Source organism: Streptomyces sp. NPDC048392, assembly GCF_043200575.1.
Taxonomy (GTDB): Bacteria; Actinomycetota; Actinomycetes; order Streptomycetales; family Streptomycetaceae; genus Streptomyces.
In genome coordinates this window covers 13694-30720 of the sequence record NZ_JBICYB010000011.1, presented here as the reverse complement: position 1 = coordinate 30720, position 17027 = coordinate 13694, and the positions used below count along the sequence as shown (strand labels likewise).

Here is a 17027-nt window from a genome sequence, read left to right as displayed (position 1 = left end):
ACGGTCGCCGCAACCAGGCGTGACGCTATCCGCGACGCCGACGGGTCCGCCCGGTCCGAGCCGCCTTGGCCCGCTTGGCGGCAAAGCGCACACCCCCGGGACTTTCGCCGACCTCAACCCGCACCACGGTGGACATGGGGTCCACGACACCCTCTCCGACGTGAAGGACGGACGTCTTTGCGGCGCCGAGTTTGCTCAACGCCGCGGTCGCGGCCTTCAGCTCCTCCTCGGCCGTGTCGCCCTTGAGTGCGAGCATCTCGCCGTACGGGCGTAGTAGCGGAATTCCCCAAGTGGCGAGGCGGTCCAGCGGAGCAACGGCGCGGGCCGTCACCACGTGTACCGGCGGCATCTTGCCCATGACCTCCTCAGCCCGGCCACGCACAACGGTGACATGGTCCAGGCCCAGCAGTTCCACGACCTCGGTCAGGAAGTTCGTACGGCGCAGCAGCGGCTCCAGGAGAGTGATCTTCAGGTCGTCCCGCACCAGGGCCAGCGGGATACCGGGCAGCCCTGCGCCCGAGCCGACGTCGCACACCGTCACGCCCTCGGGGACGACCTCCGAAAGCACCGCGCAGTTCAGCAGATGCCGCTCCCAGAGACGGGGGACTTCGCGCGGACCGATCAGACCGCGCTTCACGCCCGCCTCGGCGAGCAGTTCCGCGTAGCGGACCGCGTCCGCGTAGCGATCACCGAACACGTCATGTGCCTGTTCGGGTACAGGGGGAAGCTCCGCTGCCTCCGACACGGGGACCGTCCTTCCGTACGGTACCGACGCGCCGGGCGCCGGTACCAGAACCACCAGAACTATCAGGCTGACAAAATTCGGCCCCGCCTGCGCAACAGACGGGGCCGGGGAACGAGGGAACCGATCAGGCGGGAAGCACGACGACGCAGCGCTCCGGCTCCTCGCCCTCGGACTCACTGCGCAGCCCTGCGGCCTTGATCGCGTCGTGCACGACCTTGCGCTCGAAGGGCGTCATCGGCTTCAGCCGCACGGACTCGCCGCTGCTCCTGACCTCGGCCGCGGCCTTGGCGCCCAGCTCGGACAGCTCGGCCCGCTTGTTGGCCCGGTAGCCCGCGATGTCGAGCATCAGCCGGCTGCGGTCACCGGTTTCCCGGTGCACAGCCAGGCGCGTGAGCTCCTGCAGAGCCTCCAGCACCTCGCCGTCCCGGCCGACCAGCTTCTGCAGATCCCGGCTGTTGCTGTCGCTGATGATCGAGACGGAGGCACGGTCGGCCTCGACGTCCATGTCGATGTCGCCGTCGAGGTCGGCGATGTCGAGCAGACCCTCCAGGTAGTCCGCGGCGATGTCACCCTCCTGCTCGAGGCGGGTGAGGGTGTCTGCACCCTCGGCAGCGGCGGAGGTGGTGCCTTCCGTCACGGGATGGACTCCTTCTTACTTCTTGGACGGGGACTTGGGCCGCTGCGGGCCCTTGCGCTGCCCGGACTGGGCCTTGCTGCGGCCACCGCCGCCGGACTTCTGAGCCGGCTTCTTGGCAGCGGCGGCAGGCTTGTCCTCCTGCTTGCCGTCCTGCGGATCGTCCGACTTGGTCAGCGAGGTCTTCGGCTCGGACTCACCGACGGTCCTGGCCTGGCGCTGGGACTTGCTCTGGCGCTTCGGCTGCTGACGCTTGGGCTGGACCGTGGTCGTCACGGTCGAACCGTCCGCGCTCTGCTCGGCGACAGCGGCGTCGTTCTTCACCACGTTGCCGTCGGCCTGAGCCGCCATGCCCGCCTTGTTCAGACCGTTGATGAACTTCCGCTCGGCCTCGTTGCGCTCCCGCCCCTTGGCGACGATGGCCTTCACGATGACCTTCTCGCCCCGGCTGCGGGTCTTGCCGTGCTCGGTGACGCTCTTGTGCAAGCGCTCCAGGTAGGCGGCCTGCGCCTTGGAACCCGGCGTCGGGTTGTTGCGGATGACGTACATCTGCTGGCCCATGGTCCACACGTTCGTGGTCAGCCAGTAGACGAGGACACCGACGGGAAAGTTGATGCCGAAGACGGCGAACATGACCGGGAAGACGTACATCAGCATCTTCTGCTGCTGCATGAACGGCGTCTTCACCGAGGTGTCGACGTTCTTGGTCATCAGCTGGCGCTGGGTGAAGAACTGCGACGCCGACATCAGCACGATCATGATCGCGGTGACGACCCGGACGTCGGTCAGCGAGGCACCGAGGGCCTCCACCTTGGAGGAACCGTCGGTGAACTTCGCGGCCAGCGGGGCACCGACGATGTGAGCCTTCTGCGCGCTCTCCAGCAGGCTCTTGTTGATCACGCCGATGGTGTCGCCCGACGCGATGGCGTTGAGCACGTGGTACAGGGCGAAGAAGAACGGGGACTGCGCCAGGATGGGAAGGCACGAGGAGAGCGGGTTGGTACCCGTCTCCTTGTACAGCTTCATCATCTCTTCGGACTGACGCTGCTTGTCGTTCTTGTAGCGCTCCTGGATCTTCTTCATCTCCGGCTGGAGCGTCTGCATCCCACGCGTCGCCTTGATCTGCTTCACGAAGAGCGGGATCAGGCAGATACGGATGAGGATCACCAGGGACACGATGGACAGGCCCCAGGCCCATCCGGTGTCAGGTCCGAAGATCGCCCCGTACACCGTGTGGAACTGGACGATGACCCAGGAGACGGGCCAGGTGATAAAGCTGAAAAGGCTGGCAATCGTGTCCACTAATCATGCTCCTTGGGCATGGGGCGAGGTCTCTGCGGCCGGGCTCGAAGAATCGGACGAGCTCGTGTGGGCGGGCCGTCCTTCGGTGGCCGGTTCGGCGGCGGAGGTCCCGCCCTTCCGTGCCCGCCAGGCGGCACGCAGCATTTCGTGCCACCGCGGACGCTTGCGCGGCGGAACATGGTCCACACCGCCCAGCGACCACGGATTGCACCGCAGGATGCGCCAGGCGGTGAGCGCCGTGCCCTTGATGGCTCCGTGCCGGTCGATGGCCGTGTAGCCGTAGTGGGAACACGACGGGTAGTACTTGCACACCGGTCCCAGCAGCGGACTGATCGTCCACTGGTAGAGCTTGATCAGAGCCAGCAGCGGGTACTTCATCGCGCGCCCCCTCCCAGTAGCCGCGCCAGGGCGGCGTCCAGGTCTCGGGCCAGCTGTGCATGGTCGGCGTCACCCGCACCGGGCAGCGCTCGTACGACTACCAGGCTACCGGGGGGCAACAGGTCGATCCGGTCGCGCATCAGATGGCGAAGCCTGCGCTTCACCTTGTTGCGCACCACCGCGCCACCCACCGCTCTGCTCACGACGAAACCCGCACGTGTCGGGGAAGCGCTCTCCCCAGGCGCGTGCGGGTCCGTGGAACCGCTTCGTAGATGGACGACAAGGGCCGGACGGCCGGCCCGGCGGCCTCGTCGTACCGCGGTCGCGAAGTCCTCGCGCCGCCTCAGCCGGTTCTCGGTGGGCAGCACGATGTCATGACCTGACCGGAATCAGGCGGACAGGCGGGCGCGGCCCTTGCTGCGGCGGGTCGCGAGAATGGCGCGGCCGGCGCGGGTACGCATACGCAGCCGGAAACCGTGGGTCTTCGCGCGGCGGCGGTTGTTCGGCTGGAAGGTGCGCTTGCTCACTCGGGGGCTCCAGAAAGAATCGGGGTTGGCGGGGTGCCGTCCTGGCTGTCACCGTGCGCCCACGAGTAGCTCGCGTTACGCCCGAGTGCACCGCTTTTCGATCACCTTGGACGTGACCTGTGCCCATCGGAGGCAGGCGGCAGCAGCCATCGACAACTCGACCTGGTCACGGTACGTGGCGCTGCGCCATTCGGTCAAACCAGCGTCGACCGGGAGACACTTGTCCACAGGCTGGGGACAACAACTTGAACCCTACCGGTCGCGCTGACTACCGTGACCGGACTCCGATTCGTTCCCTTGCCCCCGCCCCACCCGAGTTTCATCCCGACCCGTCCCCGGATCACACCTTCGAGGGACTCGTGAGAGAGCGTGCCCTGTGGCTGACGTACCTGCCGATCTTGCCGCAGTGTGGCCACGCGTATTGGAGCAACTTCTCGGAGAGGGCCGCGGGGAAGGCGTCGAGTCGAAGGACGAGCACTGGATCCGGCGCTGCCAGCCGCTCGCGCTGGTCGCCGACACCGCTCTGCTCGCAGTGCCGAACGAATTCGCGAAGGGCGTACTGGAGGGCCGTCTCGCCCCGGTCGTCAGCGAGACACTGACCCGCGAATGCGGCCGCCCGATCCGCATCGCGATCACCGTCGACGACACCGCGGGCGACCCCGCCGGCCCCCCTCCGCAGGCACCACCCTCACGGCACCAGCCCCGCTACGAGGAGTCCGAGCTCCCCGCCCCCGGCCAGGGCCGTGACGAATACCGCGACGAGTACGAGGGATACGGCCGCAACCGCGCCGACCAGCTCCCCACCACCCGTCCCGCCTACCCGCGGGAATACCAGCGTCCCGAGCCCGGCTCCTGGCCCCGCCCGGCACAGCAGGACGACTACGGCTGGCAGCAGCAGCGCCTCGGCTTCCCGGAGCGGGACCCCTACGCGTCCCCGCCGCAGGAGCCGTACGGCCAGGAGTCGTCGCAGTACTCCCACGACTCGTACCAGCAACAGGACTACCGCCCGAAGCCCCCGGAGCGCCCGTCGTACGACTCCCAGCGCGGCGACTACGAGCAGTCCCGGGGTAAGTACGACAAACATCGCGGCGACTACGACAAGCCCCGCAGCGACTACGAGCAGTCCCGGGGAGACTACGACCAGCAGCCGCGAGGGGACTACGACCAGCGCGGGCCACGCCGGGACCTGCCCGAGCCCCCGACCGGATCGGGACACGTCCACCGCGGCGGTCCCGTCGGCCCCGGGCCCGCCACCGGGGCGCCCGGCCCGCTGGCCGCACAGCCCGCGCCTGCGACCGGCCCGGGCGAACCGACCGCGCGTCTCAATCCGAAGTACCTCTTCGACACCTTCGTCATCGGTGCCTCCAACCGCTTCGCCCACGCGGCGGCGGTCGCTGTCGCCGAGGCGCCGGCCAAGGCGTACAACCCCCTCTTCATCTATGGCGAGTCGGGTCTGGGCAAGACCCACCTGCTGCACGCCATCGGGCACTACGCGCGCAGCCTCTACCCGGGCACGCGCGTGCGTTACGTGAGTTCGGAGGAGTTCACCAACGAGTTCATCAACTCCATCCGCGACGGCAAGGGCGACAGCTTCCGCAAGCGCTACCGCGAGATGGACATCCTGCTCGTCGACGACATCCAGTTCCTCGCGGACAAGGAGTCGACGCAGGAGGAGTTCTTCCACACCTTCAACACCCTCCACAACGCCAACAAGCAGATCGTGCTCTCCAGCGACCGGCCGCCCAAGCAGCTGGTGACGCTGGAGGACCGGCTCCGCAACCGCTTCGAGTGGGGGCTGATCACCGACGTCCAGCCGCCGGAGCTGGAGACGCGCATCGCGATCCTGCGCAAGAAGGCGGTGCAGGAGCAGCTCAACGCCCCGCCGGAGGTGCTGGAGTTCATCGCCTCGCGGATCTCGCGCAACATCCGCGAGCTGGAGGGCGCGCTGATCCGGGTCACGGCGTTCGCGTCGCTCAACCGGCAACCCGTCGACCTGGGCCTGACGGAGATCGTCCTCAAGGACCTGATCCCGGGCGGCGAGGACTCGGCGCCCGAGATCACCTCCACGGCCATCATGGGCGCGACCGCGGACTACTTCGGCCTCACCGTCGAGGACCTGTGCGGCACCTCGCGCGGGCGCGCGCTGGTGACGGCACGGCAGATCGCCATGTACCTGTGCCGTGAACTGACGGACCTCTCACTGCCGAAGATCGGCGCGCTGTTCGGCGGCCGGGACCACACCACGGTGATGCACGCCGACCGCAAGATCCGCAATCTGATGGCCGAGCGGCGCTCCATCTACAACCAGGTGACCGAGCTGACCAACCGCATCAAGAACGGCTGACGGCCGCGCGGCACCGGCCGCGAAGGGCGCCCCCGGACACCCTGGGGGCGCCCTTCGCGTGTCCGCGGGGTCGTGCGGCGGCCTCGCTTCGTCCCGCCGCGGTCCACAGCGCTGTTCGAATACCTGCCGGGTTACGGCCGTCCTCCACAGATTGGGCAACTTTTTTCCGTCCACACCTTGGGGACTGGGAAGTTGTCCCGATCCTGTCCACAGGCCAGGGTGGTGAGGAATCATCAGGGCAGTTCAGCTCCCTGTGGATTCGTGGACGAACGATCTCCACAGGCTGTGGACAAAGAAATGATCCACAGGCTGTGCATCCAGTTGTCCACGGGCAACCCACAGGCTGGAGCGGGTTGTCCCCAGCGATCTCCAGCTTCTCCACATGTCTGTCCACTGTTCGGCAACGTGACGCGCCCTGTCACCGCGTCGAGTGAAAGGCGTCACATCAAGGTGACTGGCCGGCCTGTGGGAAACGTGGGGAAAGCTGGGGACGGCGCTGGGGAGAAGTCGCCCTCTCCTGTGCACGGAGTGTGCAGAACTTTCTGTTCTCCACAGATGCGCCGGGTTGTCCACCGGCTCCGCCCACAGGACCGGTGGACAAAATACCTGCCCTGACCTGGGCAAACGAGGTTATCCACGGTATCCACAGGCCCTACTACTACTAGCAACTAGAGAGAGTGCGGAATTCGTTTAGAAGCGGGTCCTGTGCACAACTCGCCCTCTCGAGCCCGACCGCCCCTCGTCACGACTTGACCCCGAACGGCACCTACTGTCAGTGGGGTGCGTCAGACTGGTCCCCGGTGTTCTGCCCCTCATGGGACCGACGACACCGACTCAGACGACGAAGGCCAGGCAGAGCGAGCAGCGCCGGCAACAGCAGGAGGCGGCAACAGTGAAGATCCGGGTGGAACGCGACGTACTCGCGGAGGCAGTGGCCTGGGCGGCTCGCAGCCTCCCGGCCCGTCCGCCGGCGCCGGTCCTCGCGGGCCTGCTGCTGAAGGCCGAGGAGGGGCAGCTGAGCCTGTCCAGCTTCGACTACGAGGTCTCGGCACGGGTGTCGGTGGAGGCGGAGGTGGAGGAGGAAGGCACGGTCCTGGTCTCCGGCCGCCTCCTCGCGGACATCTCCCGCGCCCTCCCCAACCGGCCGGTGGAGATTTCCACAGACGGTGTACGGGCGACGGTGGTCTGCGGTTCCTCGCGGTTCACCCTCCACACCCTGCCGGTGGAGGAGTATCCGGCGCTGCCGCAGATGCCGGAGGCGACGGGCACCGTCCCCGGCGAGGTCTTCGCCTCGGCCGTGCAGCAGGTGGCCATCGCCGCGGGCCGCGACGACACGCTGCCCGTCCTCACCGGTGTGCGCATCGAGATCGAGGGCGACTCGGTGACGCTGGCCTCCACCGACCGCTACCGCTTCGCGGTCCGCGAGTTCCTGTGGAAGCCGGAGAATCCGGAGGTCTCCGCGGTCGCCCTGGTGCCGGCCAAGACGCTCCAGGACACCGCCAAGGCGCTGACCAGCGGTGACCAGGTGATCCTGGCGCTGTCCGGTTCAGGTGCGGGCGAGGGCCTGATCGGTTTCGAGGGCGCGGGCCGCCGGACGACGACACGTCTGCTGGAGGGCGACCTCCCGAAGTACAAGACGCTGTTCCCGACCGAGTTCAACAGCGTCGCCGTGATCGAGACCGCCCCCTTCGTGGAGGCCGTCAAGCGCGTGGCCCTGGTCGCCGAGCGCAACACCCCGGTGCGGCTCAGCTTCGAGCAGGGTGTGCTCATCCTGGAGGCCGGCTCCAGCGACGACGCACAGGCTGTGGAAAGGGTCGACGCCCAACTGGAGGGCGACGACATCTCGATCGCCTTCAACCCGACCTTCCTGCTGGACGGCCTGAGCGCCATCGACTCCCCGGTGGCCCAGCTGTCCTTCACGACGTCCACGAAGCCCGCGCTGCTCAGCGGCAGGCCCGCGGTGGACGCCGAGGCGGACGAGGCCTACAAGTACCTGATCATGCCGGTGCGGCTGAGCGGCTGAGCGGCGCAGTCGCACGGCGCACCATCGGCGCTGTCCACAGGGTGGGGACGAATCCGCAGGTGAGGGCGTACGTCTGAGCGCGTATGCCCACAGCTGTGCACGGGCGTCCGGGTTTAGGCTCGGAGGCGGGTACGAAAGTGCCGCGGCACATCCGGCGGGTACGGAGGTGCCGCCTTGCCACCTCGCACACCTAAGGAACGCAACTGATGGAGCTCGGTCTCGTCGGCCTCGGCAAGATGGGCGGCAACATGCGCGAGCGGATCCGCCGCGCGGGCCACACCGTCGTCGGATACGACCGCAATCCGGACCTCGCCGATGTCCACAGTCTGGAAGAGCTCGTGGGCAAGCTCAGCGCCCCGCGCGTGGTCTGGGTGATGGTCCCGGCCGGCGAGGCCACCCAGGCCACCGTCGACCGGCTCGGTGAGCTGCTGGAGCCCGGCGACGTCGTCGTGGACGGCGGCAACTCCCGCTGGACGGACGACGAGAAGCACGCCGGGGAGCTGGCCGCCAAGGGCATAGGCTTCGTCGACTGCGGCGTCTCGGGCGGCGTCTGGGGCCTGGAGAACGGCTACGCGCTGATGTACGGCGGCGACGCCGGGCACGTCGCCCGGGTGCAGCCGGTCTTCGACGCCCTCAAGCCGGAGGGCGACTTCGGCGCCGTGCACGCCGGCAAGGTCGGTGCGGGCCACTTCGCGAAGATGGTCCACAACGGCATCGAGTACGCGATGATGCAGGCCTACGCCGAGGGCTGGGAGCTGCTGGAGAAGGTGGACTCCGTGGACAACGTCCGCGAGGTCTTCCGTTCCTGGCAGGAGGGCACGGTGATCCGCTCCTGGCTGCTGGACCTGGCCGTCGGCGCGCTCGACGACGACGAGCACCTGGACGGGCTCCGGGGTTATGCACAGGACTCCGGTGAGGGACGCTGGACCGTGGAGGCGGCGATCGACAACGCGGTGCCGCTGCCCGCGATCACGGCGTCCCTCTTCGCGCGGTTCGCGTCCCGCCAGGACGACTCGCCGCAGATGAAGATGGTCGCCGCGCTGCGCAACCAGTTCGGTGGCCACGCGGTCGAGAAGAAGTAAGCAGCACCCGAAGGTTGGGAGGTCGGCGAACGACCATGCACGTCACGCATCTGTCGCTGGCCGACTTCCGTTCGTACGCCCGGGTCGAGGTGCCCCTGGACCCGGGCGTCACCGCCTTCGTGGGCCCCAACGGGCAGGGCAAGACGAACCTCGTCGAGGCGGTCGGCTACCTCGCCACCCTCGGCAGCCACCGGGTCTCCTCCGACGCCCCGCTGGTGCGCGTGGGCGCCGAGCGAGCGGTGATCCGGGCGCAGGTCCGGCAGGGCGAGCGGCAGCAGCTGATCGAGCTCGAGCTGAACCCGGGCCGCGCCAACCGCGCCCGCATCAACAGGTCCTCGCAGGTCAGGCCGCGTGACGTGCTCGGTATCGTGCGCACCGTCCTGTTCGCGCCCGAGGATCTCGCGCTGGTGAAGGGCGATCCCGGTGAGCGGCGCCGTTTCCTGGACGAGCTGATCACCGCCCGCTCCCCGCGGATGGCCGGGGTGCGCTCCGACTACGACCGGGTCCTCAAGCAGCGCAACACCCTGCTGAAGTCGGCCGCGCTCGCCCGCCGGCACGGCGGCCGCACGATGGACCTGTCCACGCTGGACGTCTGGGACCAGCACCTCGCGCGCGTGGGCGCCGAGCTGCTCGCCCGGCGTCTCGGCCTGATCGCCGCCCTGCAGCCGCTGGCCGACAAGGCGTACGAGCAACTGGCCCCGGGGGGCGGCCCGGTCGCCCTGGAGTACAAGCCGTCGGCGCCCGGCGAGGCGCACACGCGCGAGGACCTGTACGGGCAGCTGATGGCGGCGTTCGCCGAGGCGCGCAAGCAGGAGATCGAGCGGGGCGTCACCCTGGTGGGGCCGCACCGGGACGACCTGCTGCTGAAACTGGGCTCGCTGCCCGCCAAGGGCTATGCCTCCCACGGCGAGTCGTGGTCGTACGCGCTGGCGCTGCGGCTGGCGTCGTTCGACCTGCTGCGGGCGGAGGGCAACGAGCCGGTGCTGGTGCTGGACGACGTCTTCGCCGAGCTGGACGCGCGGCGCCGGGAGCGGCTGGCCGAGCTGGTGGCGCCCGGCGAGCAGGTGCTGGTGACCGCCGCGGTCGACGACGACGTGCCGCCCGTGCTGGCGGGGGCGCGGTACACGGTGGCGGAGGGGACGGTGGGGCGCGTATGAGCGCGGACGCGCCGGGCCCCGAGAAGCCTTCCGGCAGCCGGGACAAGGGCGGTCCGGAGCCGTCCGGTGTCGATCTCGCGCGGGTGGCCCTCAGGGCGGCACGAGAAGCGGCGCGCGCGCGGGGGGACGCGGTCCAGCAGAAGAGGCAGGCGCGGCGTGGTGGTCTGCGTTCCGGGGCGCGGGCCGACGGCCGTGACCCCATGGCGCTGGGTTCGGCGATCAACCGGCTGATCACCGAGCGCGGCTGGGAGACGCCTGCCGCGGTGGGCGGGGTGATGGGCCGCTGGCCGCAGATCGTCGGTGAGGACGTGGCGAAGCACTGTGTGCCGGAGCGGTACGACGAGGACGAGCGGGTGCTCGTCGTCCGCTGTGACTCGACGGCCTGGGCGACGAATCTGCGGCTGCTCGCTCCGACCCTGGTGGCCCGCCTCAACGAGGACCTGGGGCACGGGTCGGTGCGGATGATCAAGGTGTTGGGACCCGGTGGTCCGGGCGGTCCGGGCCGGCGGTACGGGCCGTTGCGGGCGCCCGGCAGTCAGGGCCCGGGCGACACCTACGGGTGACCTGCGGGCGATCTGGCGCCCCGTCAGGACTGCGTGATGTACCTCACAAAAACAGGTGCCGACGGTCGGTGTGAACCGTCGGCGCGCGCTGCGCCGTATCGCCGTGCGCGGTGGCGTGTCGCTATCTGACTCCCAAGTAGCCAAGGGTTGACGCCTCGAAGCGCTGAGTGCCGTTGTGAGCCTCTTGAGGCCCCCATCCGTATATCGGGAGTCGGACGAGCCTCGTTCAGGGCGGCACATGCGGACTCAGGTACCGGCAAACCCCCATCAGTGTCAGTGGTACCGGTAGAATGGGAAGGAATCCCGCCCCGAACATGGGGACCGTCCGGGACTAGCTGAGCAACGCTGATCAAGGCTTACCAACGCAACATGCCGCAGCCGCTCCGGCAACCTGCCGACGAGCCCGGCTCGTGCTGTGCCAGAAAGGGCGCTTCGTGGCCGATTCCGGCAACCCCAACGAGAACAACCCGTCCACCGACACCGGCGTGAACGACGCGGTGAGCATCTCGCACGTCGAGGTCTCCGCCTCGTACGACGCCAGTGCCATCACCGTCCTCGAGGGTCTGGACGCGGTCCGCAAGCGACCCGGTATGTACATCGGCTCCACCGGTGAACGCGGCCTGCACCACCTGGTGCAGGAGGTTGTGGACAACTCCGTCGACGAGGCGCTGGCCGGCCACGCGGACACGATCGACGTCACGATCCTCGCCGACGGCGGCGTCCGGGTCGTCGACAACGGCCGTGGCATCCCGGTGGGCATCGTCCCCTCCGAGGGGAAGCCCGCGCTGGAGGTCGTGCTGACCGTGCTGCACGCGGGCGGCAAGTTCGGCGGCGGCGGCTACGCGGTCTCCGGTGGTCTGCACGGCGTGGGTGTCTCCGTGGTCAACGCCCTCTCGTCGAGGGTCGCGGTGGAGGTCAGGACCGACGGCCACCGCTGGACGCAGGAATACAAACTGGGCGTCCCCACGGCACCGCTCGCCCGGCACGAGGCCACCGAGGAGACCGGCACGTCGGTCACCTTCTGGGCCGACGGCGACATCTTCGAGACCACCGACTACTCCTTCGAGACGCTCTCCCGGCGCTTCCAGGAGATGGCCTTCCTCAACAAGGGCCTGAAGATCAACCTCACCGACGAGCGCGAGTCGGCGAAGGCCACCGCCGGTGCGGACGAGGCGGGCGAGGACGAGAAGCACGAGGTCAAGAGCGTCGCGTACCACTACGAGGGCGGCATCGTCGACTTCGTGAAGTACCTCAACTCCCGCAAGGGAGAGCTGGTGCACCCCACCGTGATCGACCTGGAGGCCGAGGACCGGGACAGGAGCCTGTCCCTCGAGATCGCGATGCAGTGGAACGGCGGCTACACCGAGGGTGTGTACTCGTTCGCCAACATCATCCACACGCACGAGGGCGGTACGCACGAGGAGGGCTTCCGCGCGGCGCTCACCTCGCTGATCAACAAGTACGCGCGCGACAAGAGGATGCTGCGGGAGAAGGACGACAACCTCACGGGTGACGACATCCGCGAGGGCCTGACCGCGATCATCTCGGTGAAGCTGAGCGAGCCCCAGTTCGAGGGCCAGACCAAGACGAAGCTGGGCAACACCGAGGTGAAGACCTTCGTCCAGAAGGTCGTCTACGAGCACCTGACCGACTGGCTCGACCGCAATCCGAACGAGGCCGCGGACATCATCCGCAAGGGCATCCAGGCGGCCACCGCGCGCGTGGCGGCCCGCAAGGCCCGGGACCTGACCCGTCGCAAGGGTCTGCTGGAGTCGGCCTCGCTGCCGGGCAAGCTGTCCGACTGCCAGTCGAACGACCCGACCAAGTGCGAGATCTTCATCGTCGAGGGAGACTCCGCCGGCGGTTCGGCCAAGTCCGGCCGGAATCCGCAGTACCAGGCGATCCTCCCGATCCGCGGCAAGATCCTCAACGTCGAGAAGGCGCGCATCGACCGGATCCTGCAGAACCAGGAGATCCAGGCGATGATCTCCGCGTTCGGTACGGGCGTGCACGAGGACTTCGACATCGAGAAGCTCCGCTATCACAAGATCATCCTGATGGCGGACGCCGACGTCGACGGCCAGCACATCAGCACCCTGCTGCTGACCTTCCTGTTCCGCTTCATGCGGCCGCTGGTCGAGTCCGGGCACGTGTACCTCTCCCGTCCGCCGCTCTACAAGATCAAGTGGGGCCGGGACGACTTCGAGTACGCGTACTCCGACCGCGAGCGTGACGCGCTGATCGAGATGGGCCGCAACGCCGGCAAGCGCGTCCGCGACGACTCGGTGCAGCGCTTCAAGGGCCTTGGCGAGATGAACGCCGAGGAACTGCGCATCACGACCATGGACCAGGAGCACCGTGTGCTCGGCCAGGTCACGCTCGACGACGCCGCGCAGGCCGACGACCTGTTCTCGGTGCTGATGGGCGAGGACGTCGAGGCACGGCGCGCGTTCATCCAGCGCAACGCCAAGGACGTCCGCTTCCTCGACATCTGAGTCGGTCTCGGCTGACCGCACCAGGAAGGACCTTCACCAGCAATGACCGACGAGAACACTCCTGTGACGACGCCCGAGGGCGACGCCCTGGCGATGCGTGTCGAGCCCGTCGGGCTCGAGACGGAGATGCAGCGCTCCTACCTCGACTACGCGATGTCCGTCATCGTCTCGCGTGCGCTGCCCGACGTCCGCGACGGCCTCAAGCCCGTGCACCGCCGGGTGCTGTACGCCATGTACGACGGCGGCTACCGCCCCGAGCGCGGCTTCTACAAGTGCGCCCGTGTCGTCGGCGACGTCATGGGCAACTACCACCCCCACGGCGACTCCTCCATCTACGACGCCCTGGTCCGCCTCGCCCAGCCCTGGTCGATGCGGATGCCGCTCGTCGACTCCAACGGCAACTTCGGCTCGCCGGGCAACGACCCGGCGGCGGCCATGCGCTACACCGAGTGCAAGATGGCGCCGCTGTCGATGGAGATGGTCCGGGACATCGACGAGGAGACCGTCGACTTCACGGACAACTACGACGGCCGCTCCCAGGAGCCGACCGTCCTGCCCGCCCGTTTTCCCAACCTGCTGATCAACGGCTCGGCGGGCATCGCGGTCGGCATGGCGACCAACATCCCGCCGCACAACCTGCGCGAGGTGGCGGCCGGCGCCCAGTGGTACCTGGAGAACTACGAGGCCTCGCACGAGGAGCTCCTCGACGCGCTGATCGAGCGCATCAAGGGCCCCGACTTTCCCACCGGCGCCCTGGTCGTGGGCCGCAAGGGCATCGAGGAGGCCTACCGCACCGGGCGCGGCTCGATCACCATGCGGGCGGTCGTCGAGGTCGAGGAGATCCAGAACCGCCAGTGCCTGGTCGTCACGGAGCTGCCGTACCAGACCAACCCGGACAACCTCGCGCAGAAGATCGCCGACCTGGTGAAGGACGGCAAGGTCGGCGGCATCGCCGACGTCCGCGACGAGACCAGCTCGCGCACCGGTCAGCGCCTGGTCATCGTGCTCAAGCGGGACGCGGTCGCCAAGGTCGTCCTGAACAACCTCTACAAGCACACCGACCTGCAGAGCAACTTCAGCGCCAACATGCTGGCCCTGGTCGACGGCGTGCCGCGCACGCTCTCCCTGGACGCGTTCATCCGCCACTGGGTGAACCACCAGATCGAGGTCATCGTCCGGCGTACGAAGTTCCGGCTGCGCAAGGCCGAGGAGCGGGCGCACATCCTGCGCGGCCTGCTGAAGGCTCTGGACGCCATCGACGACGTCATCGCGCTGATCCGGCGCAGTGACACCGTCGAGATCGCCCGCGGGGGCCTGATGGGCCTCCTGGAGATCGACGAGATCCAGGCCAACGCGATCCTGGAGATGCAGCTGCGGCGCCTCGCGGCCCTGGAGCGCCAGAAGATCGTCCAGGAGCACGACGAACTCCAGCGGAAGATCACCGAGTACAACCAGATCCTGGCCTCGCCGGTCCGCCAGCGCGGGATCGTCAGTGAGGAACTGGCCGCGCTCGTCGAGAAGTACGGCGACGACCGCAAGACGAAGCTGATCCCCTACGAGGGCGACATGTCCATCGAGGACCTGATCGCCGAAGAGGACATCGTCGTCACGGTCACGCGCGGCGGCTACATCAAGCGCACCAAGACCGACGACTACCGGGCCCAGAAGCGCGGCGGCAAGGGCGTACGCGGCACGAAGCTCAAGGAAGACGACATCGTCAACCACTTCTTCGTGTCCACGACGCACCACTGGCTGCTGTTCTTCACGAACAAGGGCCGGGTCTACCGGGTGAAGGCCTACGAACTGCCCGACGCCGGCCGGGACGCGCGCGGGCAGCACGTGGCGAACCTGCTGGCCTTCCAGCCGGACGAGTCGATCGCGCAGATCCGCGCGATCCGCGACTACGAGGCGGTCCCGTACCTGGTCCTGGCCACCAAGGCGGGCCTGGTGAAGAAGACACCGCTGAAGGACTACGACTCGCCGCGTTCCGGTGGTGTCATCGCCATCAACCTGCGCGAGCAGGAGGACGGAAGCGACGACGAACTGATCGGAGCCGAACTCGTCTCGGCCGAGGATGATCTGCTGCTGGTCAGCAAGAAGGCGCAGTCGATCAGGTTCACCGCCTCGGACGACACGCTGCGCCCGATGGGCCGTGCCACCTCGGGTGTCAAGGGCATGAGTTTCCGCGAAGGGGACCAGCTGCTCTCGATGAATGTTGTTCGAGCCGGTACGTTCGTGTTCACTGCCACCGACGGCGGGTACGCAAAGCGCACTTCCGTCGACGAGTACCGCGTCCAGGGCCGCGGAGGTCTCGGCATCAAGGCTGCCAAGATCGTCGAGGACCGCGGGTCGCTCGTGGGCGCGCTGGTGGTCGAGGAGCACGACGAGATCCTCGCCATCACACTCTCGGGCGGTGTGATTCGTACGCGAGTCAGCGGGGTCAGGGAGACGGGCCGTGACACCATGGGCGTCCAACTGATCAATCTGGGCAAGCGCGATGCCGTCGTCGGCATCGCACGCAACGCCGAGGCGGGACGCGAGGCGGAGGAGGTCGACGGCGATGTGGTCGTCGACGAGACCGCCGAGGGTGCCGCGACCACCGGCACGGACGAGGGTGAGGCGCCCTCGGCCGAGTAGCACGAGGAGAGAGTCATCGTGAGCGGAGCCACGGGCGCCGGATCGGCCGGTACCCCCACGGGTACGGAAACGGACGGCGGCGGCCGTGGCTCCGCCGCGCGTGCGACGGATTCGCACACGACTCAACTGCGCAAGATCGACGACGGAGCGACCGATTCGCACTCGGCGAGCTCGTCCAAGACGCATGGATCCCAGGGGGGAACTGTGACGGACACCCGAGGCCAGCAGACTCAGCAGGCGGCCTCGCCGCTGCCGGGCGAACGGCAGCCACAGCAGCCGGGCGGGCCCTACCACCCGCCGCAGGCCTACCAGACCCAGGGCGGCAAGGCGTCCGCCGTGCGCCGCCCGCGCACCGGCGCCCGCACCACGCCCCGGGTCCGCAAGGCACGCCTGCGCGTGTCGAAGGCCGACCCGTGGTCGGTGATGAAGGTCAGCTTCCTGCTCTCCATCGCGCTCGGCATCTGCACCATCGTCGCGTCCGCCGTGCTGTGGATGGTCATGGACGCCATGGGCGTCTTCTCGACGGTCGGCGGCACGATCTCCGAGGCCACCGGCTCCAACGAGTCCAACGGCTTCGACCTGCAGTCCTTCCTCTCGCTGCCCAACGTGCTGCTGTTCACGACGATCATCGCGGTCATCGACGTCGTCCTCGCGACGGCCCTGGCCACCCTCGGCGCGTTCATCTACAACCTGTCCGCCGGCTTCGTCGGCGGCGTGGAGCTGACGCTCGCCGAGGACGAGTGATTCCCGCTCCGTGGCCTGGCGACAACCGATTTTGGGACTGCCCGCCTCGTGCGCTAATCTTCAGGGGTCAGCGCGCGGGACATACACCGCAGAGCGCGGCGGGGCTATAGCTCAGTTGGTTAGAGCGCATCCCTGATAAGGATGAGGCCACAGGTTCAAATCCTGTTAGCCCCACCAGCATGAAGACCCCCAGCCGGATGCGGCTGGGGGTCTTCGGCGTTCGTGGGCGTGGGTGGTTCGTGGGTCTCGACGTGTGCGCGGCTTCCGGGGCGGGGCGGCGGTCGAAAAGACCCGACCGCTGGCGACGGGGGATGCGCCAGCGGTCGGGCTGTCGCCAAGGCTAACAAGGCCCGATGTGCGGCGGGTGCCGACTGGTCGGTCGGGTGGCAGGGATGT

The 17027-nt window shown here is 68.3% G+C and carries 14 protein-coding genes and 1 tRNA gene; 9 read left to right on the top strand and 6 right to left on the bottom strand.

Annotated features, from left to right (window positions below; all coding sequences use genetic code 11):
• Positions 1 to 25: 25 nt before the first annotated feature.
• From rsmG to rpmH, 6 genes are all read right to left on the bottom strand, one after another.
• Positions 26 to 745, bottom strand: coding sequence for a 16S rRNA (guanine(527)-N(7))-methyltransferase RsmG (rsmG, locus tag ACGFYH_RS17085; RefSeq protein WP_393803931.1), 720 nt, complete (start codon positions 743 to 745; stop codon positions 26 to 28).
• Between the two features lie 124 nt (positions 746 to 869).
• A complete protein-coding gene (locus ACGFYH_RS17080; RefSeq protein ID WP_393803930.1) occupies positions 870 to 1382 on the bottom strand; it encodes a protein jag in 513 nt (170 codons plus the stop codon).
• A 15-nt stretch (positions 1383 to 1397) separates the two neighbouring features.
• Positions 1398 to 2681: a membrane protein insertase YidC gene (gene yidC, locus ACGFYH_RS17075; protein WP_393803929.1), complete on the bottom strand. Its 1284-nt coding sequence runs from the start codon at positions 2679 to 2681 to the stop codon at positions 1398 to 1400.
• Positions 2682 to 2684: 3 nt separating this feature from the next.
• Positions 2685 to 3059: a membrane protein insertion efficiency factor YidD gene (gene yidD / locus ACGFYH_RS17070; RefSeq protein WP_393803928.1), complete on the bottom strand. Its 375-nt coding sequence runs from the start codon at positions 3057 to 3059 to the stop codon at positions 2685 to 2687.
• Positions 3056 to 3427, bottom strand: coding sequence for a ribonuclease P protein component (gene rnpA, locus ACGFYH_RS17065; RefSeq protein WP_393803927.1), 372 nt, complete (start codon positions 3425 to 3427; stop codon positions 3056 to 3058). The genes yidD and rnpA overlap by 4 nt, the downstream gene beginning before the upstream one ends.
• A gap of 21 nt (positions 3428 to 3448) precedes the next feature.
• Positions 3449 to 3586: a 50S ribosomal protein L34 gene (gene rpmH / locus ACGFYH_RS17060; protein ID WP_003975051.1), complete on the bottom strand. Its 138-nt coding sequence runs from the start codon at positions 3584 to 3586 to the stop codon at positions 3449 to 3451.
• Positions 3587 to 3962: 376 nt separating this feature from the next.
• On the opposite strand from rpmH, the gene dnaA reads away from it, so the two are divergent.
• The 9 genes from dnaA (at position 3963) to ACGFYH_RS17015 (ending at position 16808) form a co-directional block, all read left to right on the top strand.
• Positions 3963 to 5930, top strand: coding sequence for a chromosomal replication initiator protein DnaA (gene dnaA / locus ACGFYH_RS17055; protein ID WP_393803926.1), 1968 nt, complete (start codon positions 3963 to 3965; stop codon positions 5928 to 5930).
• An 892-nt stretch (positions 5931 to 6822) separates the two neighbouring features.
• Positions 6823 to 7953, top strand: coding sequence for a DNA polymerase III subunit beta (dnaN, locus tag ACGFYH_RS17050; RefSeq protein ID WP_393804074.1), 1131 nt, complete (start codon positions 6823 to 6825; stop codon positions 7951 to 7953).
• A gap of 206 nt (positions 7954 to 8159) precedes the next feature.
• Positions 8160 to 9035: a phosphogluconate dehydrogenase (NAD(+)-dependent, decarboxylating) gene (gene gnd, locus ACGFYH_RS17045; protein ID WP_393803925.1), complete on the top strand. Its 876-nt coding sequence runs from the start codon at positions 8160 to 8162 to the stop codon at positions 9033 to 9035.
• Positions 9036 to 9070: 35 nt separating this feature from the next.
• Positions 9071 to 10192: a DNA replication/repair protein RecF gene (gene recF / locus ACGFYH_RS17040; RefSeq protein ID WP_393803924.1), complete on the top strand. Its 1122-nt coding sequence runs from the start codon at positions 9071 to 9073 to the stop codon at positions 10190 to 10192.
• Positions 10189 to 10755, top strand: coding sequence for a DUF721 domain-containing protein (locus ACGFYH_RS17035; RefSeq protein ID WP_393803923.1), 567 nt, complete (start codon positions 10189 to 10191; stop codon positions 10753 to 10755). The genes recF and ACGFYH_RS17035 overlap by 4 nt, the downstream gene beginning before the upstream one ends.
• A gap of 434 nt (positions 10756 to 11189) precedes the next feature.
• A complete protein-coding gene (gene gyrB / locus ACGFYH_RS17030; protein ID WP_393803922.1) occupies positions 11190 to 13250 on the top strand; it encodes a DNA topoisomerase (ATP-hydrolyzing) subunit B in 2061 nt (686 codons plus the stop codon).
• 42 nt (positions 13251 to 13292) lie between these two features.
• A complete protein-coding gene (gene gyrA, locus ACGFYH_RS17025; protein WP_393803921.1) occupies positions 13293 to 15887 on the top strand; it encodes a DNA gyrase subunit A in 2595 nt (864 codons plus the stop codon).
• A gap of 18 nt (positions 15888 to 15905) precedes the next feature.
• Positions 15906 to 16631, top strand: a complete 726-nt coding sequence (locus ACGFYH_RS17020) for a DUF3566 domain-containing protein (protein ID WP_393803920.1) — start codon at positions 15906 to 15908, stop codon at positions 16629 to 16631.
• A 100-nt stretch (positions 16632 to 16731) separates the two neighbouring features.
• Positions 16732 to 16808, top strand: a tRNA-Ile gene (locus tag ACGFYH_RS17015).
• Positions 16809 to 17027 lie beyond the last annotated feature (219 nt).

What these genes read in the sequence shown, in the direction of transcription:
- gnd (WP_393803925.1), top strand. Translation starts at nt 8,160, where the DNA reads ATGGAGCTCGGTCTCGTCGGCCTCGGCAAGATGGGCGGCAACATGCGC.
- gyrA (WP_393803921.1), top strand. Translation starts at nt 13,293, where the DNA reads ATGACCGACGAGAACACTCCTGTGACGACGCCCGAGGGCGACGCCCTG.
- recF (WP_393803924.1), top strand. Translation starts at nt 9,071, where the DNA reads ATGCACGTCACGCATCTGTCGCTGGCCGACTTCCGTTCGTACGCCCGG.
- yidD (WP_393803928.1), bottom strand. Translation starts at nt 3,059, where the DNA reads ATGAAGTACCCGCTGCTGGCTCTGATCAAGCTCTACCAGTGGACGATC.
- ACGFYH_RS17035 (WP_393803923.1), top strand. Translation starts at nt 10,189, where the DNA reads ATGAGCGCGGACGCGCCGGGCCCCGAGAAGCCTTCCGGCAGCCGGGAC.